Origin of the sequence: Bacillus sp. FJAT-18017 (genome assembly GCF_001278805.1) — a bacterium.
Classification (GTDB): Bacteria; Bacillota; Bacilli; order Bacillales; family Cytobacillaceae; genus Bacillus_D.
Window position 1 is genome coordinate 5,038,827 of the sequence record NZ_CP012602.1, and the last position, 24,186, is coordinate 5,063,012.

Here is a 24,186-nt window from a genome sequence, read left to right on the forward strand (position 1 = left end):
TTCAGCCAAATTGTTTTTTTAAAAGTTGGGAAAATAATGTTAGAATTTACAAATTATTCAGAAACAATTATAATTACTGTGATTTTGTTATAAAGGAGGATCGTTTTACGTAAAATTTAAATTTTAGGGGGAATTGCCAATGGCAATGAAAGAAGAATTAGTTAAAAAGGCTAAATCTCAACCTACTTCTCCAGATTACACAGCTATCGTCCAATCTCCGGCCTTCAAGCAGCTGCTCCAGGAAAAACGTAAATTTTTGCTGCCATTTTGTTTGTTCTTCATGGCATTTTACTTCACTCTTCCAATTATAACAGCCTATACAACGGTTCTGAACAATCCTGCATTCGGCCCTATTAGCTGGGCATGGGTGTTTGCCTTTGCCCAATTTATCATGACTTGGGCGCTTTGCAGCATTTACACCAGGAAAGCAGCAAAATTTGATGTGCTTGTTGCTGAAATTAAAGAAACCTATGTGCGGGGGAAATAGCAGATGAATATTTTGGCTTTTTCGTTGTTTTTAGGAATTGTAGCATTGACCTTGGTCATTACGTATTTCGCTTCTAAAAGGACAAAGACAGCAAGTGATTTCTATACAGCCGACTCGAGCTTAACAGGCTTCCAAAATGGACTTGCTGTTGCCGGCGATTATATGTCCGCCGCATCATTCCTTGGAATTGCCGGAATGGTTGCCTTATCAGGCTTTGATGGCTTCTTCTATAGTATTGGCTTCCTTGTCGCCTACCTGGTTGTCCTTTATCTCGTTGCCGAACCGCTCCGGAATCTTGGGAAATTTACCATGGCCGATATGATCGCGGCCCGCTTTAATGATAAAAAAGTAAGAGGTGTTGCCGCCCTTAATACAATTACTATCTCAATTTTTTATATGATTGCCCAGCTAGTCGGCGCAGGTGCACTTATAAAGTTATTATTAGGAATTGATTATATTTATTCAGTCCTGATTGTTGGGACTTTGATGACGATTTACGTGGTTTTTGGCGGGATGACCGCAACAAGCTGGGTCCAGATTGTAAAGGCCGTACTTTTGATGGCAGGTACCTTTATAATCTCATTTATTGTATTTGCAAAGTTTGATTTTAGCGTCGTTAAAATGTTCAACGAAATGAAAGCGGCTACACCTCTTGGTGAGGCGTATTTAAATCCTGGAAACAAGTTTAAAAATCCGCTCGACACTATTTCCCTGAACCTTGCGCTTGTTCTTGGAACGGCTGGATTGCCGCACATTCTTATTCGCTTTTTTACGGTTAAAGATGCAATAACCGCAAGGAAATCAGTTGTATATGCAACTTGGATTATCGGAATTTTCTATGTTATGACTGTATTCCTTGGCTTTGGAGCAGCCGCGTTTGTCGGTTTTGACGAAATTATTGCTGCAAATGCTGCAGGCAATATGGCGGCCCCATTGCTGGCTGAAGCACTGGGCGGGGAATTCTTGTTTGCTTTCGTTTCGGCAGTGGCATTTGCGACGATTCTAGCGGTGGTTGCGGGCCTAGTTCTATCTGCCGCTTCTGCTTTTGCCCATGACTTCTATGCCCATATCCTTAAAAAAGGGAAGGCTGAAGAGAAACAGCAGGTAAAAGTGGCACGCTATGCTTCCGTTGGCGTTGCAATCCTGTCCATCTTGCTAGCTCTGTTTGCACAGAAGATGAATGTTGCCTTCCTGGTTTCCCTTGCATTTGCTGTTGCGGCTAGTGCGAATCTGCCAGTCATCCTATTCACGATTTTCTGGAAACGGTTTAACACAGCAGGCGCCATAACCGGTATGATTGTTGGTTTGGCAAGCGCGTTAATCATGGTAGCTATTTCTCCAAATATCTGGTCTCCTGAAGCCGGAGCCGCCATCTTCGTCGGAGAACCTCTTGTTAGCCTGACCAACCCTGGCATCGTTTCGATTCCGCTTGGCTTCATTGGCGCATACGTTGGCACCCTCCTTTCTTCGAGGAAGGAAGACGTCAAGAAATTTGATGAAATATTGGTAAGGGCCAATACTGGGATTTAATCTCTTCTGACAAAAATTAGAACCGGTCTGCGGATTTCCGTAGCCGGTTCTTTCTTTGAGTTTGGTGGGCAACTTCAATCCTATACTGGACAATGAGTTTCAAGGACATTTCACCTTACCGGCAGTATCAAATTGTACTCGAAGTCACGATTCGTCCGCGACAGAATCTTTCCCCAATCCCAGCCATCTTAGGAAATCAAAAAAGAGCTGTGCACTGCCGAGACCCCTTCCAAGCAATGGCCACAGAATGCCAAATTCGCCGATTTCTCTCCGATTATCTAGCAGGTACTTCCAAGACGACCTTCGTCCCCTTGCCAGGTGAAGATATTATTTGAAATTCCCCGCCGGATGCCCGAGCCCGCTCATCCATGCTAAACAGTCCAACCCCACGGGAAGCAGCCTCCGTGTCAAATCCCTGCCCGCGATCCTCAATCATAACCCGGACCGCATCTTCGTATTCACGAATGACTACAAAAGCCTCATCCACCCCTGCATACTTTCTGACGTTGGTGAGTGCTTCCTGAATGACCCGATAAATAGTCGTTTCGGTGCTTGCTGCAAGCCGGCGCCCAAGCACACATTCAAAATGAACATCAATTTTATAATGAGTTGAGTAACGATTTAAAAAAGAACGAATTGCCGGCACAAGCCCGAGGTCATCCAACACAGACGGACGCAGTTCCCAAGAGAGGCTGCGAATTTCTTCAATCAGTTCCATGGCTTCTTCCTGCATTTGAGTAAGCAATGGGTGGTCCATCTCGGACAGGAGCCGGTTAATGGTAATCAGGTGGCTGTATAAATTTTGGCCAAGCCCGTCATGCAATTCCCGGGAAAGCCGCTTCCGTTCTTCTTCCTGGACATCAATGATGCGGGTCATCATATGCTGCAGCTCAGCTTCCATTCGTTTCCGCTCTGTAACTTCGAAACGGATTGCCAGGTATTGATATGGCTTACCTGATTCATCCAAAAACGGAACAATGGTTGTATCAACCCAATACAGGCTTCCGTCCTTTGCTCTATTTTTTATTTCACCATGCCAGACATCCCCATTGGAAATTGTCCTCCATAGACTATTAAAGAATTCCTTCGGATGATAACCAGAATTAATGACTCTGTGGTCTTCACCAATTAATTCATCAGCCCTGTATTTGGATATCTCGCAAAACTTATCATTCACATATTTGATTGTTCCTCGCCTATCCGTAATCGCAACGATTGCCGACTGGTCCAATGCAAATTTATAGTCGACCAATTCATTGAGCGGCTGCGACAGCTCCTTGTCAAGGCGACTCCTGTTTTTTATATCCTGAAACACAAACAGTGAGTATGTCTCTCTATCCAATTCAAAGCTGTTCACGCTGAAAAAGAGCGGAAATGTCTCCCCCTCTGCATTAAGTCCATATGTACTTGCGACCAATCCCTGTACAAAATTTTCAAGGTCAATATCAGGCAAAAGCGTATAAATATCAACGTTTCCCTGTATACTCGACTCAGGATTTAAACCAAAAATAGTACGCGCCTGGCCATTTATATAGGATATTTTACCGAGCGAGTCTACCAGGACGACCCCATCGCCTAAATCAAGCTTATTAACTGCTGGTCCTTCTCCCACTTTAAAAAGCCCCCTGCCTTAAAGTTGTATGTACCCTGCAAGTATTTCCTCCAGAGCCGCCGCGGCTTCTTTCACATCAGCGCACCATTGGATGACAAAAGACTCGTTTGACCGGTTTCCAACAAGCAGTACACCCTTGGGGATGCCATTAAAAAATAATGGGACGGCATAAGCAGATTTTAGTTTTTCGGCAAGCATGATTGGATAATCTGTCGCTTTACCCAGTATATTAGCAGGAAAATTTTCCGAAAGTATTGGACTTCCGCTTGATAATACCTTCCCGGCAATTCCCTTTCCAAACCGGACAGTGATTCGTTCATATTTATCATTCAGATTTCCTGAAGCAGTATGCCAGCGGATGTCTGGTCCAATTTTATTTTGAATGGCCAGTCCGACAAAGTCGCATCCAATTTCACGCCGAAGATGCTCGCAAATTTCTGCGATTGACTGAAGGTTTCTCAATTCATCCACGCCGGTCTACTCCTCTCACAGTCCGTATCCCAACAGCCCTTTTTTTATTGCATACTGAACAAGTTCAGGCCTGGTTTTTAAGCTTAACTTCTCCATGACTTTTCCTTTATGGGTTTCAACTGTTTTGACAGAGATCACAAGCTGCTCGGCAATTTCCTTATTAGAAAATCCTTTGGCAATGAGAGTTAGTACTTCTTTTTCCCGGTCGGACAATAAATTCAATGTATCTGTACTTCCCTGCTTAACGGCACCCATATATTCTTCCATCAGCCGTTTTGTTGCGGCAGGATGGAGATATGCCTCTCCATTCGCAACGGATTGTATTGCACCCTGCAGTTCATCATGGGGTGCACTCTTTAAAATACAGCCCGATGCTCCGGCCTGAATCGCCCTAAACAAGTACTCCTCATCATCATGCATGGTCAGAACCAGAATGTTTACCTCTGGCATCAGCTTCTTTAGCTCGGTTGTCGCTGATAGGCCGTCTTTGCCATGAGGCATACTGAGGTCCATAATAATAACATGGGGTTTGAGGTCCATCGCTTTCCGGATTCCTTCATTCCCTTCGGACGCTTCCCCGACTACTGTCATATCGGGATGAGAATTCAGAAGCATAGAAAGCCCCATTCTTACAACAGCATGGTCATCTACTAGCAGGATTTTTATCAAGACAAACTCCCCTTTATCTCTTAAACGATATGCTGCTTTAGAAAATAGGCAAGGTCAATTCTATCCTTGTACCTTCCCCTATTGTAGAGGATATCGTACAGTCACCGCCAGCCAGAAGCATCCTTTCCTTCATTGCAGCGAGGCCGGATGTCTTGGCCGAGTCCACATCCCCCGCAAGCTCAAAACCTTTGCCAAAATCGAGAATCTCAACTCGAAGCTCCTCAGCTTTCCAGTTCACCCTCAGTTCCACCTGGCTGGTGTCCGCGTATTGGGCAATGTTAGCAAGGGCTTCCTGACAGACACGAAAAACGGCAATCCTGCCTTTTTCCGAGATTGGCTTTTCCTCCCCTTCTGTGACTATATTGACGAGGATTCCAAATGTGGATGTATAGAGTTTGATGTAGCTTTTAATTGCCGGGACAAGGCCCAGTGTACCCAATGTCGGAGGATGCAGTTCAACGGACAGCAGCCGGATTTCCTGGATGGTTTTTTCCATTAGCTGGGCCATTTCCTTCACATACGCCTTCATCGATGGTTCCTGGACAGCATTTTGGATCAGCTGCAGACCATTGAAAACACTATATAGGTTTTGTCCGACGCCTTCATGAAGGTCCAGAGCGATCCGCTTAAGCTCTGCCTCCTGCGCCTGAATGATATACGAGCTGATTTCCTTGCTTCCAGTTAAAAGCTCCATCATGCTTCCTCCTAATTGTTGCATTTATACCTTTTTGACTAAATAAAATAGAGAGCTATCAGCATCATAAGCTGTCAGCTCATCCTCGCTGCCTCCAAACTCACTTGAGAGAGGGATGGCAAGGAACTTATTTGTGTCAAAATAAAACCGGACATGAGTGCCATCCGGACACATTAATACATATTTAATCGTCTTTCGGATTGCAGGGGCTTGCTCGCCTTCTGAATCCTTTATGGCAAGCTCGACATTCTGCCCCTCAAAACGTTTTAATTCTTTTAGCTTAGTGGGTTCCACAGCTATTGCACCCTCTCTTGTTCGGGTAGATGAAAATCTTATAACCCTGCAGGTACTCCCAGAAAACATTATGAGCATTAGTTTCTATGAACTCAATCGCTTCGTCCTCGCTCTGGAACGGGCTCATTCCCTTGATTTCAGCTATGACGACATCCGCACCTTCAGATACCTTCTCCTCAAGATACCAGGAAAGCCGTTTGCCAGGGAAAAGCTCCTTTAGCAATGAATCAATTTTAGGAGTAAACCCTCCGCCTTCTTGTTTTCTCGCAAAAATGAAGTCGATGTACGTTTCGCTGTTCATCATTTCCCTTCACGCTCCAGCCTGCGGTCCCGTTTATACACATAAAAAGCAACCGGGAACAGCAGAACATTCAATGTCCCAAAGATTAAAGAGGTGGCATAATTCTCGAAAAAGTACTGCTGGATCATGAAGTGGGTGCAAATAATGTTCAGCATTAAAATAGCACAAAGGATGAAGAAATTCACTTTGCTAGGCTTCATAGCGTTTCACCCCTGTTGCATAAATGCCACCTTTATCGACCTTCACAAATATCTCCGGAAGCGGCCTTCTAGGCGGGCCTGCTGTCGGTGCACCGGTTTCGACATCAAACTTGCCATGGTGGCATGGGCAGAGCAAATCATTTTCTTTCTTATCCCAGAATACCGGGCAGCGAAGATGTGTACATGCATTCTGATAAGCTACAAATTTTTTCTCCGAAAGCCTGATCATGATTGCACTGTCATGTTCACCGGGATAATGGAATTCAACAGCATCGCCAATAGCGACTGAATCCAGGCTGGCAATTTTTTGGCGAGGGTATTCCTTTTCCCCAAGCCCAGCCAATTCCTTTGCAGCCATTACTCCCCACGGCAGGGAGGAAACTGCGAAAACGCCCGCCGCTCCGACAAGAGTCTTCATAAAGCCGCGGCGGTCCAGCTTCCGCTCGTTGTTGCGGTTAATATTATGGGTATAGTTATCTTCTTCGAACGGGATTTTATTATTTTTCTCTGACATGCCAATCCCTCCTAAAACAGTTTCGTTACACCCTGCAGGATACCCGGCAGGTTGACTTTAACATTTGTTTCTCCCTCCAGATATGGAAGGCTTGTTACCCACTTGCCGCCGTTATCCAGATTGAATTGCTCTCTTTTTGCATCAATCTCTTCATCTGTCAGCCATTGCAGAGTATTTGTCGGGCAGACGCTCGCACACATTGGCGGGATGCCATCCTTCGAGCGGTCGATACATAGATCGCATTTATACATTAAGTTTTGCTCGGTATCAAACTTAGGAATACCGTATGGGCAGGCAATCGTACAGTTTTGGCAGCCAATGCACTTTTCAACAAGCGCTGATAGAACGGCGCCTGTTTCATGAATCTGAATTGCCTGGGCAGGACAGCTTCTCGCACATGCCGGGTTCTCACAGTGAAGGCACATCAGAGGCATGGTTTGCCGGTTAACAAGCGGATTTACGTCATAAACGTAGTTCCTGTTCCGTTCCTCATGCCCGCCGCACTGTGTGCAGGCAGCCAGACATGAGCGGCATCCTATACAGTTTTCGAGTTCTATATACAACCTCTTGTTCATGATTGCACCTTCTTCAATAAGCATTTTTCGTTTTGTGCTTCGACTTTTTCAATCTGGGCAGCGCATGCCTTGAATTCAGGCATCCGGCTGATTGGGTCGAGTGCCGGTATAGTCAGCAGGTTAATTGACTTCTCATGTCCCCATGAATACGGAACAAATACTGTATCTTTCCTGATGGCTTCGGTAATTTTCACCGGATACTCCGCTTCACCGCGGCGTGTATACAGGCGCACTCTTTCTTCGTGCTCAATACCGTACTTTTCCGCAGTTTCCGGATGAACCTCTACAAAAGGCTCCGGACACATATCATGCAAGAATTGAATTCTGCGAGTCTGATTGCCTGATAGATAATGATAGACCACCCTGCCAGTTGTCAGGCGAAGCGGGAACTCATCATCTGGCTCCTCTGCGGGTGGTGTATAGGGAAGCGCGAATAGCTTTGCTTTACCATCTGGATGATAAAACTTCTTGTCGAGGAACAAATGGGGTGTTCCTGGATCGTCTTCGCTCTTGCAAGGCCAGAAGACGCCGTCCTGTTTATCAATCTTTTCCCATGTAACACCGGAATAATCCGCTATTCCGCCTTTTGAAGCACGGCGCAGCTCATTAAAGATATCCAGAGGCGTTTTTAAATGAGAGAAGTATTTGCCACGGCCCATCCGTTCTGCAATTTCAACCTGTATTTTCCAATCCGGTTTAGATTCGCCAAGCGGTTTCTGGGCCTGGTTGATTTTAATGATCCGTCCTTCTACATTCGTTGTTGTTCCTTCATCCTCGGCCCAAGTAGTAGTTGGCAGGATAACATCCGCAAATTCGGCTGATTCAGACATGTAGAAATCAACACAGACCATGAAATCAAGATTCTTCATTTGTTCTCTTACATAGTTCAGATTTGGTGCCGATACCGCTGGATTTGAGCAGAGCAGATACAAGGCACGAATTGTCTTTTGTTCCATCAGCCCGAACATTTCATATGCGGATACACCTGGTAACGGCATTTCCTCAGGCTGGATTCCCCATACCTCAGCTACTTCACGAACGTGTTCCGGGTATGCAAGCTTCCGGTAGCCAGGAAGTGCGTCAGCCTTTTGGCCATGCTCGCGGCCGCCCTGTCCGTTGCCTTGACCGGTAATTGTGGCAACCCCGGCTTTAGGCCGGCCAATTTTACCAGTAACCAGCGACATATTTACATAAGCGGATACGTTATCTACACCTTTTTTCTGCTGCTCAATGCCGCGTGCGAACATGACAATCGCATTGGGTGCTTTCCCGAACAGCTCAGCTGCCTTAATGATTTTCTCCGGTGCAACACCCGTTATCGCACTTGTATATTCTGGAGTGAACTCTTTTAAAAGTTCTTTAAGCTCTTCAAAACCATTCGTATGGTTATTTACAAAACCAATATCAGCATAGCCATTTTGGATGAGCAGATTTACTATCCCATTTGCAAGGGCAAGGTCGGTTCCAGGCCTTAAATCAAGATGTACATCTGCCCGTCTTGCAATTGGCGTTTCCCTCGGGTCGGCAATGATCAAGTAGCCGCCGCGCTCTTGAACATTCCAGACACGAAACATGGAAGTCGGATGGCATTCAGCTGTGTTGCTTCCAGCGATAAACAATAGGTCAGTTTCGTGGACATCAGTCCAAGGTACAGTGGAGCCGCGGTCGATTCCCAAAGAACGATTCAAGCCGCCAGCCGCGCTTGACATACAAAAGCGGCCATTATAATCAATATATCTGGTCTGCAGGCCGACACGGGCAAATTTCCCTGTCAGGTAGCACTTTTCATTCGTCATCGACACGCCACCGTAAACAGATACGCTGTCTTTACCATAGTCCGCCTGAAGCTTCTTAAAGTTAGTAACAATCAGGTCATACGCTTCATTCCATGTCGCTTCCCGGAACCCTTCTTTTGTACCCTTCAAGGATTTATCATCACGGATAAGCGGCTTTAGAATCCGGTCTTGGTGGTTAACCTGCTGGTATGCGGTTACACCTTTCGGGCACATTTTTCCAAGTGTGACCGGCCAGTCGTAGCGAGGTTCAACCCCGATAATCTTATTCGTTGCAGTATTAACGCGAAGATTCATCCCGCACTGCATCGCACAGTAGCTGCAATGTGTCGGTACGAGGGTTTCATTTGGATGAATGACATTTTCTACTTCTTTGAAATATTTATCGCGTTCGTTCCTGAACTCAACCTTTTGCATTCTGGTTGGCCTCCTTGACTTTCACTTGGTGTGTTGCAATTCCTGAGAATTGTGCGATCCGGTATTTGCGGCGGCAAGGCAGGCATAGCTCGGCGAGGTGATAGCCTTCCTGGGACGCAAATTCTATTTTGTTTACTCCGAGAACATCGATAACATCGTTGGATTGCTCAACTGAAACAAATTCTGTTCCGCACACCTTGCATTCCTTCATCGCCTGTTCACTGTAATGTTCACGGTAGTTTCTCGCCAGAACACTCATAGGGCGGAATGGGATATGCGCCAATTTTCCAAATGGCATATAAATCAGCGTAATAATAACTGAATACTGATGAATCAGGGACATCGCCTGGTGACCAAAACCGTGCAGAAAGACATTGATGAATGTCAGAGCCAGCCCAGTTATCGAGACCAAAAGCAGCAGATAAAGCGGCATGAAATCATACATGAATGTCTGCTCTGCCCTAGCCTGCATATTTTTCAAACGGCGATACAGCGCCATACAAACACCTGTAATAACCATGATCGCGGAGATATTCAATGCATTATAAGACAAGAAAGCGATAAAGCCGTCAGCAGGTACTGTCATTAAGTTAATTCCCATAAAAACGATTGTGTACATACCATTGTCTGCCATCGTGAAGTACATCCAGCCAAACACAAGCGGGAATGTAACCATAAGCGCGAGCACGCAGCCCCAGCCCATCATGATGTGCTGTGTCCAGCGGTACAGACCGCGGTTCCAGATGAACCGATATGTAACCAGCTGTTCTGTCGCTGTTTTAGGAGTTGATTTCTTGAATATGAGCTTTAACCCTTTTTTAATAAAAACCTTAGTAGGCGGGCGCTCTCCCCAGGAGATAAACCGGTAAAAAAAGCCTCCCAGAAAAACAATTGTGCCTACCATATATCCATAAAGGTTCAAGTCAACATGGGTGAACATCCGGGTTGCAATAAATGAAAGAATAACGATTCCACTAATTGTTAAGAACATGGACTTGGCAAAATGTGATGCGAACGCATCGCTTACCGATTTACCTGGCTTTTTTGCCGTTTCAAGATTTGCCTGCATTGAGAATTCCTCCTCGAAATAACACTCTCTTATATGATAGTTTTATTGTAAGGAAAAACCTCTCCCTTCCTGTATCAGGGATTTCCCCTATCCTTTGGGGAAAATCCCCCTAGTTCAGCTCGATTTGACAAACTTTAGACACAAACACATCAAAATCGTTCAAAAAGTAAAGAAGTCATTCATATTGAGAATCTTGAATAGTACAAAAAAAGCAGCTTCCAGTCATTTGCCGCTATGGGCAAATTTCCGGAACTGCTTTTCTTACTTTTATGATATTGATTTCATTCACTGGTTTTCAAGCAGCTTTCATTATCCTGCCGACGTGTCCCTGTTCCACTGTACTTCCTTGACCATGAAAAAACAAGGATTCCACCACCAATGACCGTTTCAAGGATAATGAGCATCCCATCTATAAAAGGTTTAGAAAGGATTGGATTACTTAATCTTTGTACAGCCTCTTCCATGACATATGTCATTTGAGGCAGAGAATAGAAGACAAAAATCGCCACAGTCAAGCAGACACCAAGAAAATAAAAGATGCTGTACGTTGCAATTGTCCATTTTTCCTCTTTATATGATACTTCACCTATGTTCCGATCTTTCTTACTAAACAAATTTCTTAAAAGGTAATTGGCATTTTCCATTAAATTATAGCTGCCAGTTACATTCTCAAGCACAAAATACAGATCCGTTTTCATATATATGCCACACTGAAAAACAAATCGGATAAAAATGTCGATCACTACGATTTTAGCAATGGATAATAAAAGTGCAGGACTCTCAGGGTAAACTATCTGAACAGATAAAGCAGCTGCCAGAATCACCATATCCAAAGCCAAACCTCCTAGATACAGAACATTCCTGCTTCTCGATGGTAATTTCCATGCTGCAGTCAGGTCTGTTTCCAAAACGATAAACACTAGTCTATGACTAAGGCTTAACTTTGCAGGCAACCCTTTGGAGCGAATGGATAAAATATGGCCTAGTTCATGGATAACTAATAGAACTGTACCGATTCCCATCCATAGAAGAATATCCAGAGCCATCCATTCAAATACGAAATAATCGGTGTAACTTGGGAATAATTCAGGAAACATGATAAAAAGACCTAGGTTTAACAAAAACAAAAGTACATAAATAGAAAAACTGATCTTATTAAAAAAAAGCTTCCCAAGGTTGGGAGGAATCCACAAGAAGCCTTGAGAAGCTAAAGATTTTTCTTTATGTTTGATAACATCCTGTCCGTCAATTTTGCTTACCAGTTCCAACTCTATAAGTTGATGGGTAAAGTCAAGGATATCAATCTCTTCTTCTGGATACAATGCTTCAAGCTCAACTTGAATGGTCTCCAAGTCAACCCCTCGATTAATTTTACCTATAGCGTCAATTGCCGGAAGAGGCATTTCATAAAAGTCCCCGGAATTTAAATCCTCTACTATATAATTCTTCTTATCACTCCGAATAACATGTGGAACCAATGTCAACTTTGATAAATATGTTATTTTCATCTGCTTATTTTCACCAGCCTATAATGATTGAGATGCATAATTAATTACGCACCACCCAACCACCAGCACCACCAGCAAGGAATTGCAGTTGCTTTTACTTTTTTAAGCTTACGAATTTTCATTTTTCCACCCCCCTTTTCTAACCTATATTAAAGTTTGAAAATTGACCTATTGGTTTACTATTCCATTCTTTATGAACTTGTGTCCATAAAGGATATACTACTTTAAATACCTCTACCAATTGTGGATCAAACTGTGAACCACTCCCCTGAAGAATTCTGGTATAAGCTTCATCCGTTGATAGTGCAGCCCGGTAAGACCTCGAACTTGTCATAGCATCAAATGCGTCTGCAATTGAAGAAATTCGGGCTAGGTAAGGTATTTCTTCACCTTTTAATTGATCAGGATATCCTTTGCCATCCCATCTTTCATGGTGGGATCGTATAACAGAAATGCTAGAACTTAGTCCCTCAACATTTGCGACAGCTTTTTCTCCTACGGCTGGATGAGACTTTATTATTTCATATTCTTCTCTTGTTAGGGCAGTTGGTTTCATAAGAATATTGTCAGGAATTTGAACTTTTCCAATATCATGCAAAAGACAAGCATAATTAAAGGTTTTTAATTCCTCTTTGGAAAACTTCCCAGTTTCTTTTGCAAGAATTTGGGCATAAATAGCTACCCTTTCGCTATGGCCCCTCGTATAGGGATCCTTTAATTCAAGTGTTGAGATTACACCCTTGACTATTCCGATTAACTGGAGGTCATAGGAGGACTTTACAGCGTTCACATATGCCTGGAATCTGCTCATGATAATAAAGGAGAATATCGAAAGAACGCCAACCATCAGAAGCCCAAAAAGGGCATAAGCTGATTTAAGCATAGCTCCAAGAATTAAATATTTTGCAATGAATCCAAGTAATACAGTAAAAAAGAAAGGAGTGCTGACAAAAATAGGAGCCAGGAGTAGCCAAAAAATTTCTACAGGATTCCCACTTCTTAAATTTTCATCGCTCCCAACAAAAGTTAAGATATCATTAAATAGTGTTAGCAATGTATATGTTATAAAATATAGATACTTAACAGAGTAGGACCGTCCTGTCCTGAAAAGATACCATGCTACCGGAATGAGCATAAATAGAAAGATGTAAATCGTATATCCCATCACATCATCTATCTCATAGTCACTTCCCATTTCCGGCATAAAAATGTCATAAAACAAGTCGAACCCTAAGGAAATTATATAAAATAGGGCTATAAACCATTTTAGTGATCGCTCTTCCTCGTTTAAAATACTTCTGTTTATATGTTTTTGCATTGCCATACCTCGTCGCTTAATCGGATTGTCTAGATGTTAATCTTTAGAGTTTTTGCCAAAAATTAAGACTCCCTCTTACATTATAAATCAATTTCGACTCTAAAATATAGGTCAATCAAATCAAAATATGTATATCGAGAGGAAAATAAGTTGATTTTCCACCAATTAACTACAAATTACTCCTTTGGCAGAAAAATATTAATGGTAGTTCCCTTACCCACTTCACTATGAATCTTGATTTCCCCATTATGATCAAGGACAATTTGGTTTGTTACCATTAAACCAAGTCCAGTACCATCTGCTTTAGTTGTAAAAAACGGAATAAACAACTTTTCTAAATGTTCCTGCGGGATTCCGCAGCCATGGTCAGTAACGGTAAGTACAACTCTATCCTTACTGTCCGCACTAATCTGAATCCGTACTTCTCCAGTTTCCACCATCGACTCTACTGCATTCTTCACCAGATTAATCACAAGTTGCTTTAATTGTTTCTCATCGCCCTTAATGTTTATAGGCAAGGGCTCGTATTCCTTAATCAACTTAATGTTTGTTCCAATTGCAATTTGCTCACAGATTGAAATTGCATAATCAACAATTTCCACCAAATTGACCTGGGTATTAATTTCGCGTTTCGGCTTTCCAAGAATCATTAAGTCATCGACAATTGTTCCAATACGATCAACTTCTTGTTTCATAATTGGAGTGTAATCACTTTTACTCAAAGGGGATTCTTGCTGTAACTGAATGAATCCCTTTAAAGAAGTAAGCGGATTTCGAATTTCATGGGCAATCCCCGTTGCCATTTGCCCGAGATTTATTAATTTCTCTTTCTGATTCATCTCATCATTAATGGCAATTAGAGCATTAATATACGAATTTATACGAGTTAAAATGATATACGAAATAACAGAGATGAGAAGAAGTAAAATTAACGGCAGTAGGACATCGGTTGTTTGTAAAGCAAGACCGGTTATCAGGTATTTGACCATAATGCCTATTGTAACTGTCCAATAATAGATTTTATTAATAAATATTGGTGCAAAAAAGATAAACACAACTTCTGTAAAGTTGCCAGCACGAAACGACTCATTCGTGTTGTAATAGATTAATAGATTGTTAATCATATCTAGCAGATTATAAGTTATAAAGAAAAAATATTTAATTGTATATAACTTGCTTTTTTTATAGAGACCAAAACAGATTGGCAGTAACAACAGTCCGATCAAATGGTACCAAAGTCCTAATCCATCATTAAGTGATGCACCCAATTCAACCTTTTGCATAGGAATATAGATTAAAAAGTAAAAAGCATCATATCCTATAAAAATGATATAAAAAAGCCAAATTGAGAGTTTGAGGGCTTTAATTTCTTCTTTATCAATTCTACCTAGCGCATTGGCTGTAAGAGGCATATCAATTTTCTCCTTGAACAAATGAATATTATTCCATCTTATTTTATCATCTTTTAAATAATATACTATGAATGTTTTACAAAAATCGTGTTCATTCGACATTTTCCCAACATTTAGTTAGACGTTTACGGATATAAAAAGTCACACTTTCAAAAAAAAGATTCGACCAGCCAATAAGGGAATCGGGTAAACAGAGTTTTATTGACCATTACCTTTTCCTTGTCCTATTTTTTCTATCGGGAGGAAGATTTCCTAATAAGAGGCTCCCGAATGATATTTTGTGTTTTCATCGATCTCACAGGCTCGCTCTCCAATTTCATATTCTTTAAAATAAAAAAGGCTCTGCATCCATTTGCAGAAACCTCTTCCCTCATCCTTTAAGTATGCTTAGCCTTTTCGTTTCGGGAACAAGGACCGTTTTCTTGACCGGAAGCTTAAGCATTACTTCCGTGCCCCTTCCCTCTTCACTTTTAAACTGTATGTTCCCTTTCATTGCTTGTATGATGCCTATTGCTACTGTTGTTCCAAGGCCTGTTCCTCTGTCTTTCGTTGTGTAAAAGAGAGTGCCGATTCTGGAAAGCTGTTCCTCAGTCATTCCCCGGCCGTTATCACGGATGCCTATTCTCGCCTGGCCATCCTCCAAATCGAGTGAAAGAATTACCTTCCCTCCCTGGGGGGTAGCTTCAATTGCATTTTTCACAAGATTGACGATGGCCTGTTTCACCTGGCTACGGTCAGTGGCATAGTATAATTCGTTGACTGAAAGTTTCCCTTCAATTATGACACCCTCTTTTGCGGCCAGCGGTTCTAGCAGGACAATAATCTCCTCCAGCAATTTTTTATAATTGAATTCCTCGATTTTATTAAATTCAGGCTTTGCGAAACTCAGGTAGTTACTAATAATCATTTCCGCCCGGCCCACTTCACTTAACGTAAGTGTAAGGTAATCACGATCTTTCCCATCAGCCTCTTTATGCATAAGCTGGATAAACCCCTTCACAACAGTCAAAGGATTTCTTACCTCATGGGCAAAAGATCCAGCGAGGTCGGCCATTGTATTCAGTTTCTCTGTGCGGATTATCTCTTCTCTCATTTGCTGTCTTTCTATTATTTCCTCGATTAATCGGGCTGCAACTGCCAATGCCAGGACATGGAACAAAGCGCCTATTAAAAGTTCCCTGTAGAGATGCCCGGTATCAAAGCTTCCCATTACCAACCCATCGAATAAAACAAAGGCTATAAACGCAGCCGTTGTTGAACATACACCTATTAGTATAGAGAACTTTACTCGGCGTTCGGGTTTTAACATCCAAAACTTTCGCGAAAACAGGATTGGCACTATCATTACGCACATACTCCCTATATAGGCGTAGATAGCCCAATCACCCCCAATAAAGCCTCTTGTAATCAAAATAACAAATAACACAGCAGATCCAGGAATAGGGCCTGCATATAAAGTAGTCAGGACTAACGGTACAAACCTCAAATCCCAATAAAGACCATGTGAGTAATTTGAAAAGGCGATACTTAAAAATGCCGCACCGCACTGGAGCAACGTGAAAACCAAATTATTTTTCTTTATTTTACATCCGTCGGTCATGATGCTGAAAAGAAAAACAGGTGCGAATATTATTAATATGTGGAGCAGCAATTTTTCTGCAATCATTCATGCACCTAATCTCTTTCGATAGTTTCCTTCCCCTATTATTATTTTACGACATAACCCCACGTCTTCGAACCGTTTGCACACGTGTTTCGTACGACAATTAACAGCTATATCCTTCAAAAAACGACACTGTTCTTCCTCTCTACGTCTATCTTTGTCCGAAAATGGATCCATAGACTATTTAGCTCATCTCATTCCCTAGCAGGACTCCCCTTACTAGCTATAGGCAAAAAAAATTGCCAGGAACCTCCCGGCAATCCATCAACTTTTATTATTTTGCAATTCATAATAATAGCCCTTTTGCTTTAAAAGAGATTCGTGGCTCCCTTGTTCTGCAATTTCGCCATTATTTAGAACAAGAATCTTATCTGCGTTACGAATCGTATTCAGGCGATGAGCAATTACGAAGCTTGTTCTCCCTGCCATTAGCCTGCCTAGTGCTTCCTGAATTGTTAGCTCGGTTATTGTGTCAATCGAGCTGGTCGCTTCATCTAGAATTAGGATAGTCGGATTTGCAAGGATTGCCCTCGCTATGGATAGGAGCTGTTTCTGTCCCTGCGATATACCGCTGCCGTCCTGTTTAAGATGAGTGTTATATTCCTCTGGCATTTTCATAATAAACGAATGGGCATTGGCAGCCTTTGCCGCTGCAATGACCTCATCATCAGCGGCATCCAGCCTGCCGTAGCGGATATTTTCCAAAATCGGGCCTTCAAAAAGGAAGGAATCCTGGAGTACGAAGCCCATATGGCTCCTCAGGCTCTTCCTTTTTACAAGGGCGGTATTGTGCCCGTCAATAAGAATCATCCCATTGTCCGGATCATAAAACCGGGACAATAAATTAATAATCGTCGATTTCCCTGCACCCGTTGGCCCAACGAGCGCTACCATCTGGCCCGCTTCTGCTAGGAAAGAAATATTCCTGACTGTATTTCCTTCCTTTTCATAGGAAAATGACACTTCGCGAAACTCAACTTTACCTTTAACCTTTTCCAGTTCAATTGCCTCTGTTTCATCCGTTGATTCGGGATCCTCCGCAAGGATTTCAAATACCCGCTCAGCGCCGGCAACTGCTGAAAGAAGCGTATTAAATTGGTTGGCGAGATCGTTCAGCGGCCGTGTAAACTGGCGGGAGTATTCAGCAAAGACAATGATGACTCCAATTGTAATCATCCCTTTAAGTGCGAAAATCCCGCCAACCGCTGCAATTATTGTAAAGCTGACGTTGTTCAAAACGTTCATCAGCTTCGGAATAAAACCGGAAAATGTCTGAGCCCAAAACCCGGATTGCCTTAGGCGTCCGTTTTTCTCAATAAACTCATCAATCACCTTTTGTTCCTGCGAGAATGTCTTGACAATTCTCTGCCCCGAGATGGTTTCCTCAATAAATCCATTCAACTCACCAAGATTGCGCTGCTGGCTTTTGAAAAGCACTCCAGTGCGATTCGTGATCCATTTCATCCCCATAAACATGAGCGGAACGATAATTAAGGAAATGACCGTCAAAAGAGGGCTAAGCCAAAGCATGACTGAAATCGTCCCAACAAGCATAAGGATGCTTGAAAATACCTGAATAACCGAACTGTTGAGAGTGGTACTGACATTTTCAATATCATTAGTCACGCGGCTCATCAATTCACCTGATTGCCGTTTATCAAAAAAAGAAATCGGAAGTCGGTGCAAATGGGTAAACAAATCGGTTCTTAACCTGGAAACTGTATTTTGGGCTATTCCAATCATAATATAGCCTTGCAGAAAAACTGCGGCAGAATACAGCACGTACACAATAAGGATTCCTATTAAAAGAGCAAATAACCCTTCCGTTTCCTTTGTGACAATATAGTGGTCAACCGTCCTTCCAATTAGTACCGGGCCGAGGAGCGATAAGCCTGTGCTTAGGATGACTAGAAACAATACTGTAATAATGCCGCCTTTTTTAACTGAAAGATAATCCCAAAGCTTTTTGACTGTTGCTGTCCAGTTCTTTGCCTTTTCAGCCTTTTTTCGGGAAGGCCCCTTCGTCTCAATCACAGGCGTTGGATACATGAACGGCTTAGTTAATACCTTCAGCATATACTCGCTTCTCCTCTTCCTGCTGTGTCTCATAGATTTTTCTATATAGTGGCTCAGTCCGGAGCAAATCGGCATGAGCACCGGTAGCCTTTATCTTTCCTTCTTCCAAAAGAAGGATGATATCCGCATTAACAGCCGTAGATATCTTTTGTGTAACAATCAAGGTTGTGCATTTGTAGTTCCTTAATGCCTTCAGCAGCTTTGATTCTGTTTTCATATCAAGCGCACTGGTACTGTCATCCAGCAGCAGGATTCTCGGCTTGCGTACAAGCGCTCTCGCAATCGATATCCGCTGCTTCTGTCCCCCCGAAAGATTAACCCCTTTTTGGCCGATTCGCGAATCGTAGCCCTGCGGGAATTTTCCAATCGACTCATGAATTTGTGCACTCTCAGCAGCCTCGATAATTTCCTCCATTGTTGCGCCTTCCTTACCCCATGAGATATTCTCGGCAACCGTTCCCGTGAACAATAGGACGTCCTGAGGCACATAGCCAATTTTCCTCCTAAGCTCTTCAAGCTTCAGATCACGAATGTCCTTCCCATCAAGCAGAATTCGTCCGGCACTCACATCATAGAGCCTTGGAATCAGCTGAAAGAGGGAGGTCTTGCCTGAACCTGTCGCTCCCAGAATCGCAACCGTCGATCCCGCTTTGGCGGTAAACGAGATATTTTCAAGGACCGGAATACTTGTACCAGGATATTGAAAGGAAACCGAGTCAAATTCAACCTGGCCTTGAGAAGCTTTATCTTTAATGCTCTCTGCATCTGCCGTTTCCACCAGGTCCACTTCTGTATCAAAAACTTCAACAACCCTCTGTACGGATGCCCTTGCACGGGAGAAAATCATGACAATCATCGAGACAACGCCCAGTGCACCTGTAATCCGCGTCCCATAATTTATAATCGCGACCACTTCGCCAACCTTTGTCTCCCCCGCGTTAACCTCAAAACTGCCAAACCAGAGCACTGCGAGGATGCCGGCATTCATAAACAGCATAAGCACCGGGGTTGTGTATTCAATTAGTCGAAAAGCGGATACTGTTTTTTCCCTCAATCGATCATTCGCTTCCGCAAACCGGCCAACCTCATGTTTCCCACGTAAAAATGCTTTGATCAAGCGCATGGATGTTAAGTTTTCCCTAAGAACAGAATTGACCCGGTCAAGGTTTTTCTGCATCGCCAGGAAGAATCCTCGGGCTTTCGTCATTGCCCATCCGAGAAAAATCACAAGGAACGGCGTGACCCCCGCAAGAATTAGGCCAAGCTTAACATCAACAACAAGAGCCATTATCAGGCCTCCGAAAATGAGCAAAGGGGCTCTCATCATGATTCGCAGACTCATGAACACAGTATTTTGAATCATCGTGACATCGTTCGTCATTCTTGTAACGAGCGATGAAGTGGAAAAGCGATCAAAATTTGAGAAAGAAAAAGATTGTACTTTTTCAAAAAGGGCCTTCCGAAGGTCATAGCCATAGCTTTGGCTCGCATGCCCTGCGTAAAAGGAGTTCAAAATCCCCGCACCAAAGGCGAGAGCGGATACTCCAAGCATGACCAAACCCCAGGTTGTAACAACTCCTGTATCCTTTTTCATAATCCCTTCATCAATAATTTTCGCCATAAGAAGTGGCTGCCATAACTCAACGACAAGTTCGACGAGCATAAGTAAAATTGCAATCACCATATGTAAGCGGTAGGGCTTTAAATAAGAAACTATCTTTGACACAGTTCCACCTGCCTCATCCTCTGTTGTCTAACTCCAATGCCTTGCACTAGCAATGCTTCGATTATCTAAATATTCTTGTTTTCCATCATACTTCACTTTTATTAATAAATAAATTGATTTGCAGTATTTGTTAATAAAAATTCTATTTGACAAATCGATGACTTGGGTGTATTATAATAAATTGTTCGTCATTTTTAAGTAACTTGAATTCGTGCGGATTGCAATGTAATACAGACTGGCATTCTGCTTTTGTTTTTCTATAAGGGCTTATTCACACTGGCGCGGCTTCGGAGCCGTAAGGATGTAAGAGAGGTAGGGCTTACGTCGTTTGAGTTTTAAACAACCAGGTGGAATATTGAACCGCGGCAAATGATTGTTTACATTGAACAATCTCAACTTAGATTATTACCTTGCAACAGGCTGCAAGTTACTTCAAAAAGAGCTGGCGTTTAACAGCCAGCTTCTAATATACGATAAAAGGCAGGGGGATGAATCCCCCTGCCTTTTCCAATTTAATTATTGTTAACGCTTCGAGGAATCTCGTCCTTCCCCTTTAAAGCGATCATCAAAGCTGTCACGGTTTTTGTTCGTTTCTCTTAAGGTGTCGTCTGTTCCTCTAAATGGGTCGTTGCTGACCAGCGAATCCCCATAGTTTTCACCAAGTTGCGCATTCGGTGTATTTAAGGATGGATCACTGTTAAGCTCATTGTTATAATCCACATCTAAGCTTTCATTTTTACCAACGGTTGAATTCCCGCCTGGTCCACCAGTACCACCGATAATAGTGTTATCATCAGTTCCGAACGCAGCTCCAGCTGTATTTTGGTTTATCGCTGATGGGTCGGATGTGCCTGTATCGGCATTATCCAACGAGGTGTTGCTTCCAAGGAATTTGTTGTCCCCTGAACCGCCTGTGCCATAATCGTGATGCTGATCGTTTTGAAGGGAACCACCAGTGTTAAGACCACCTTCAAATCCGTTCATCATCCCGGTATCTCCTGTATCTGCTTGCCTGGAGCCGCCCATTGTCGCGCCGCCATGCAGAAGGCCGCTAGTGGATGTGTCCGAACTATTCATCGGCCCCTGGTTCTTGCGGGTTGTATCATCGGGTGAATGAAGGTTTCCACCAAGGGTATCGCGGTTTGCATCAACCGTGCCTGTACCGAACTCATTACGAGTCCCCAGATCAGGGTCGTCCATCGTCGTGCTTCCTGACCAATCATTGCTATTGCGTGTCACAGACCCGTCAGTTGTGTTAAAACCCCTTCCTTCTTCGTCTACAAGAACAAGGATTTTCCCGGCCTTAACATCACTTTCGTAGCGATTCGCTTCATCCTCAGGAATACCCATGCCAATTAGTGCACCAGCCAAACCTCCGGCACCCGCTCCAACCGCCGCTCCGGTCAAGGTTGCCGCTATTGGCCCCGCCGCAAGTATTGGCCCAACTCCAGGAATCGCAAGTGCACCGACACCAGCCAGGAACCCAGCCAGTCCGCCAAGAACTCCTCCTGTAGCTGCTCCTGTCGCCATGCCTTCTTCTGTCTTCGTACCTGTTTCTTCATGTATGTCTTCGACGTCGTCTCTGTCTTTTGCAATTACTGAGATTGAATCCCTGTCATAACCTTGTGATTTCAATTCTTCAATAGCTTGTACAGCTTCATCTCCGTTGTTATAAACCCCAACAATTCTCTTATCCATTTGATCTTCCTCCTTTAAAGGTTGATACAAAGAATAAATACCCGACATGCCTGTCCACTAATCCTCCATAAAATTACAATTACATTTCAAATCTTTTTGCATAGGAAGTATTAAGGCGCATCTCCCAGTTATTAAAAGAAAGGCTATGTTAACAACTCTGTTGATTTCCGTGGCTCGCCGTCCATCATCGAGCTTTTGACGACAGGAACAATCCTTAAATCAGGGCTTACCATCCTTCATCAAGCTTATGAAGACGGGAACACTCCTTAAAATCAGGGCTTGCCTTCCTTCATCAAGCTTATGAAGACGGGAACACTCCTTAAAATCAGGGCTTACCTTCCTTCATTGAGCTTATGAAGACGGGAACACTCCTTAAATACAGGGCTTACCTTCCTTCATTGAGCTTATGAAGACGGGAACACTCCTTAAATTCAGGGCTTACCTTCCTTCATTGAGCTTATGAAGACGGGAACACTCCTTAAATTCAGGGCTTACCTTCCTTCATAGGCTTATTCTAATCAACTCTGTTAACCAACATTTCTATAACAAGCCAAAAGAAAAAGGTTCCCGTATTCTCCTTTTATAAAGGAAAGAGTAACAGGCTATTATGGATTATTATCGACATGGGCTTCCAACCAATTGGGTTGTGTTTTGCAGTTGAAGTGTTTACCAGCAGGAACCATTACACCTATTCAGAAAAAGAGCACCTGCTATTTACACAGATGCCAATCGGTGTCACTATTTATCGAACCTTCGTTAATCAAACGTTTGATTAAACATTCATAACACTATGGTCTATCAAGGTTTTGCTCTTGTCGAAGCTTTCATCAAATAAATCCGTCGATGAATTAAGTTCAATGCTTCGGAAAAAACGAGCCCCATTGCAATCGCACCGGAAAGCAGGAATGCCCTTCCCGCCAAGTTCATTGCATTGTAATAGTCAATTTCAACAAAATGGCGCATCGCATCATAGGATATTCCGCCTGGTACGAGCGGAATGATTCCAGCTACGCTAAAGACAATGACAGGAGTGCGGTAGAATTTTGCAAGTGTATGGCTGATAACACCAACTATAAACGCTGCTGCAAATGTAGCACCGGCAGCATCCCCTGTATTCAGCTCAATCAGGAAATAAATAAGCCAGCCAATCATTCCAACCACCCCGCATTTTATCAATGAGTTACGCGGAGCATTAAACAGGATGCCAAACGCAGCCGTGGCTAGAAAACTTGTAATAAGCTGTTCGAATACTTCCACATTTTCCGTCCTCCTTTAGTAGCATTAATTGACCTGTCTTTAAGATAAGTAAATAAGGACGACCGCAATCCCAGCCCCTATCGCAAAGGCTGTCAGTAAAGCCTCGGCCCCTTTTGACAGCCCCGCTACGAGGTGTCCTGAAATTAAATCACGCACCGCATTCGTTAAAAGCAGCCCTGGCACGAGCGGCATAACTGAACCGATAATTATCTTATCCAGCTCGCGCCCCAGTCCTGTTGAAACAAATAAAAGAGAAATAAGTCCAATCACGAATGATGCAGAGAATTCACCGAAAAACTTTATAGGCACGATTTTATGGAGAAAATGGGCAGTTAATAAGCCAAGCGCTCCGGCTGCCATTGCCGCAAAAAAGTCGAACCAGACTCCCTTGAACATAATCATAAAACATCCGCTTGCCAGTGAAGCAGCAGCTACCTGAATAGATAATGGAAAAGTATGCCCCACTATTTCAATTTCCTCCAGCTCTTTCTCTGCTTGCTCAAGGTTTATCTTTCCTTCATGTATACTTCTCGAAATCGAATTGACCAGGGCCACCTTATTCAAATCCGTCGATCGCTCCGATATCCTAATCAACTTAGTTATTCCGGATTCATTGCCCTCAACCGTAAAGAAAATACCGGTGGGCGTAACATATGAATGAGATTTGTTTATGCCAAACGACATGGCAATCCTCGTCATTGTATCTTCAACCCTGTACGTCTCCGCTCCGCTTTGCAGCATAATCCGCCCGGCATGAAGACAAAGATCCATCACTTTGTACACTTCTTTATGCTGTTGGTTTTCCATATAATTTCCCTCTCAAGCCGTTTAAAAAGATAGATTACACACCATTATAATCCTTTTAGCCGCATTCCAAAAACTAATCGTGTAAAATTCGCTTT

At 43.1% G+C, this 24,186-nt stretch carries 21 protein-coding genes and 1 pseudogene; 2 read left to right on the top strand and 20 right to left on the bottom strand.

Features of this window, described 5'->3' with window-relative positions; genetic code table 11:
- Positions 1-139: 139 nt before the first annotated feature.
- Positions 140-487 carry a DUF485 domain-containing protein gene (locus AM500_RS23645; RefSeq protein WP_053601413.1) on the top strand — a complete coding sequence of 116 codons (348 nt, stop codon included), beginning with the start codon at positions 140-142 and terminating at the stop codon, positions 485-487.
- A gap of 3 nt (positions 488-490) precedes the next feature.
- The gene (locus AM500_RS23650) at positions 491-2,017 is read left to right on the top strand and encodes a solute symporter family protein (RefSeq protein WP_053601414.1); all 1,527 of its coding nucleotides are present in this window, start codon (positions 491-493) and stop codon (positions 2,015-2,017) included.
- 274 nt (positions 2,018-2,291) lie between these two features.
- On the opposite strand, the gene AM500_RS23655 is transcribed toward AM500_RS23650, so the two are convergent.
- From AM500_RS23655 to AM500_RS23750, 20 genes and pseudogenes are all read right to left on the bottom strand, one after another.
- Positions 2,292-3,629, bottom strand: coding sequence for a PAS domain-containing sensor histidine kinase (locus AM500_RS23655; RefSeq protein ID WP_082347359.1), 1,338 nt, complete (start codon positions 3,627-3,629; stop codon positions 2,292-2,294).
- An 18-nt stretch (positions 3,630-3,647) separates the two neighbouring features.
- Entirely contained in the window at positions 3,648-4,100 is a 453-nt protein-coding gene (locus tag AM500_RS23660; RefSeq protein ID WP_053601415.1) for a GAF domain-containing protein, read from the bottom strand.
- Positions 4,101-4,115: 15 nt separating this feature from the next.
- The gene (locus AM500_RS23665; protein ID WP_053601416.1) at positions 4,116-4,769 is read right to left on the bottom strand and encodes a response regulator; all 654 of its coding nucleotides are present in this window, start codon (positions 4,767-4,769) and stop codon (positions 4,116-4,118) included.
- A 37-nt stretch (positions 4,770-4,806) separates the two neighbouring features.
- Positions 4,807-5,466 (bottom strand): sensor histidine kinase, encoded by a 660-nt coding sequence (locus tag AM500_RS23670; RefSeq protein ID WP_231688080.1) that lies wholly within the window; start codon positions 5,464-5,466, stop codon positions 4,807-4,809.
- 21 nt (positions 5,467-5,487) lie between these two features.
- Positions 5,488-5,757 carry a hypothetical protein gene (locus AM500_RS23675; protein ID WP_053601418.1) on the bottom strand — a complete coding sequence of 90 codons (270 nt, stop codon included), beginning with the start codon at positions 5,755-5,757 and terminating at the stop codon, positions 5,488-5,490.
- Positions 5,744-6,061 (bottom strand): hypothetical protein, encoded by a 318-nt coding sequence (locus AM500_RS23680; protein WP_231688081.1) that lies wholly within the window; start codon positions 6,059-6,061, stop codon positions 5,744-5,746. The genes AM500_RS23675 and AM500_RS23680 overlap by 14 nt, the downstream gene beginning before the upstream one ends.
- Positions 6,058-6,258 carry a hypothetical protein gene (locus AM500_RS23685; RefSeq protein ID WP_053601419.1) on the bottom strand — a complete coding sequence of 67 codons (201 nt, stop codon included), beginning with the start codon at positions 6,256-6,258 and terminating at the stop codon, positions 6,058-6,060. The genes AM500_RS23680 and AM500_RS23685 overlap by 4 nt, the downstream gene beginning before the upstream one ends.
- The gene (locus AM500_RS23690) at positions 6,248-6,772 is read right to left on the bottom strand and encodes a Rieske 2Fe-2S domain-containing protein (protein WP_053601420.1); all 525 of its coding nucleotides are present in this window, start codon (positions 6,770-6,772) and stop codon (positions 6,248-6,250) included. Before AM500_RS23690 ends, AM500_RS23685 begins: the two co-directional genes overlap by 11 nt.
- A gap of 11 nt (positions 6,773-6,783) precedes the next feature.
- Positions 6,784-7,347: a 4Fe-4S dicluster domain-containing protein gene (locus tag AM500_RS23695; protein WP_043931274.1), complete on the bottom strand. Its 564-nt coding sequence runs from the start codon at positions 7,345-7,347 to the stop codon at positions 6,784-6,786.
- The gene (locus AM500_RS23700; RefSeq protein WP_053601421.1) at positions 7,344-9,557 is read right to left on the bottom strand and encodes a molybdopterin oxidoreductase family protein; all 2,214 of its coding nucleotides are present in this window, start codon (positions 9,555-9,557) and stop codon (positions 7,344-7,346) included. Before AM500_RS23700 ends, AM500_RS23695 begins: the two co-directional genes overlap by 4 nt.
- Positions 9,544-10,626, bottom strand: a complete 1,083-nt coding sequence (locus AM500_RS23705; protein ID WP_053601422.1) for a hypothetical protein — start codon at positions 10,624-10,626, stop codon at positions 9,544-9,546. Before AM500_RS23705 ends, AM500_RS23700 begins: the two co-directional genes overlap by 14 nt.
- A 281-nt stretch (positions 10,627-10,907) precedes the next feature.
- Entirely contained in the window at positions 10,908-12,134 is a 1,227-nt protein-coding gene (locus AM500_RS23710; protein WP_053601423.1) for a hypothetical protein, read from the bottom strand.
- 139 nt (positions 12,135-12,273) lie between these two features.
- Entirely contained in the window at positions 12,274-13,452 is a 1,179-nt protein-coding gene (locus AM500_RS23715) for an HD-GYP domain-containing protein (RefSeq protein ID WP_053601424.1), read from the bottom strand.
- 176 nt (positions 13,453-13,628) lie between these two features.
- Positions 13,629-14,864, bottom strand: coding sequence for a two-component system sensor histidine kinase NtrB (locus AM500_RS23720; RefSeq protein WP_053601425.1), 1,236 nt, complete (start codon positions 14,862-14,864; stop codon positions 13,629-13,631).
- Between the two features lie 370 nt (positions 14,865-15,234).
- Positions 15,235-16,530 (bottom strand): ATP-binding protein, encoded by a 1,296-nt coding sequence (locus tag AM500_RS23725; RefSeq protein WP_053601426.1) that lies wholly within the window; start codon positions 16,528-16,530, stop codon positions 15,235-15,237.
- A gap of 261 nt (positions 16,531-16,791) precedes the next feature.
- Positions 16,792-18,603, bottom strand: a complete 1,812-nt coding sequence (locus tag AM500_RS23730) for an ABC transporter ATP-binding protein (protein WP_053601427.1) — start codon at positions 18,601-18,603, stop codon at positions 16,792-16,794.
- Complete coding sequence (locus AM500_RS23735; protein ID WP_053601428.1) at positions 18,584-20,329, bottom strand: ABC transporter ATP-binding protein; 1,746 nt, start codon at positions 20,327-20,329, stop codon at positions 18,584-18,586. Before AM500_RS23735 ends, AM500_RS23730 begins: the two co-directional genes overlap by 20 nt.
- Before the next feature lie 1,152 nt (positions 20,330-21,481).
- Positions 21,482-22,027, bottom strand: a pseudogene (locus tag AM500_RS26190) (general stress protein); the annotation flags it as partial.
- 798 nt (positions 22,028-22,825) lie between these two features.
- Complete coding sequence (locus tag AM500_RS23745) at positions 22,826-23,284, bottom strand: threonine/serine exporter family protein (RefSeq protein ID WP_053601429.1); 459 nt, start codon at positions 23,282-23,284, stop codon at positions 22,826-22,828.
- Positions 23,285-23,323: 39 nt separating this feature from the next.
- On the bottom strand, positions 23,324-24,091 hold the full coding sequence (locus AM500_RS23750) for a threonine/serine exporter family protein (protein WP_053601430.1): 768 nt from the start codon (positions 24,089-24,091) through the stop codon (positions 23,324-23,326).
- Positions 24,092-24,186: the final 95 nt, after the last annotated feature.

What these genes read in the sequence shown, in the direction of transcription:
- AM500_RS23700 (WP_053601421.1), bottom strand. Translation starts at nt 9,557, where the DNA reads ATGCAAAAGGTTGAGTTCAGGAACGAACGCGATAAATATTTCAAAGAA.
- AM500_RS23730 (WP_053601427.1), bottom strand. Translation starts at nt 18,603, where the DNA reads ATGCTGAAGGTATTAACTAAGCCGTTCATGTATCCAACGCCTGTGATT.
- AM500_RS23705 (WP_053601422.1), bottom strand. Translation starts at nt 10,626, where the DNA reads ATGCAGGCAAATCTTGAAACGGCAAAAAAGCCAGGTAAATCGGTAAGC.
- AM500_RS23645 (WP_053601413.1), top strand. Translation starts at nt 140, where the DNA reads ATGGCAATGAAAGAAGAATTAGTTAAAAAGGCTAAATCTCAACCTACT.
- AM500_RS23695 (WP_043931274.1), bottom strand. Translation starts at nt 7,347, where the DNA reads ATGAACAAGAGGTTGTATATAGAACTCGAAAACTGTATAGGATGCCGC.
- AM500_RS23720 (WP_053601425.1), bottom strand. Translation starts at nt 14,864, where the DNA reads ATGCCTCTTACAGCCAATGCGCTAGGTAGAATTGATAAAGAAGAAATT.
- AM500_RS23650 (WP_053601414.1), top strand. Translation starts at nt 491, where the DNA reads ATGAATATTTTGGCTTTTTCGTTGTTTTTAGGAATTGTAGCATTGACC.
- AM500_RS23685 (WP_053601419.1), bottom strand. Translation starts at nt 6,258, where the DNA reads ATGAAGCCTAGCAAAGTGAATTTCTTCATCCTTTGTGCTATTTTAATG.
- AM500_RS23725 (WP_053601426.1), bottom strand. Translation starts at nt 16,530, where the DNA reads ATGATTGCAGAAAAATTGCTGCTCCACATATTAATAATATTCGCACCT.
- AM500_RS23710 (WP_053601423.1), bottom strand. Translation starts at nt 12,134, where the DNA reads ATGAAAATAACATATTTATCAAAGTTGACATTGGTTCCACATGTTATT.
- AM500_RS23715 (WP_053601424.1), bottom strand. Translation starts at nt 13,452, where the DNA reads ATGCAAAAACATATAAACAGAAGTATTTTAAACGAGGAAGAGCGATCA.
- AM500_RS23750 (WP_053601430.1), bottom strand. Translation starts at nt 24,091, where the DNA reads ATGGAAAACCAACAGCATAAAGAAGTGTACAAAGTGATGGATCTTTGT.
- AM500_RS23680 (WP_231688081.1), bottom strand. Translation starts at nt 6,061, where the DNA reads ATGATGAACAGCGAAACGTACATCGACTTCATTTTTGCGAGAAAACAA.
- AM500_RS23690 (WP_053601420.1), bottom strand. Translation starts at nt 6,772, where the DNA reads ATGTCAGAGAAAAATAATAAAATCCCGTTCGAAGAAGATAACTATACC.
- AM500_RS23670 (WP_231688080.1), bottom strand. Translation starts at nt 5,466, where the DNA reads ATGATGGAGCTTTTAACTGGAAGCAAGGAAATCAGCTCGTATATCATT.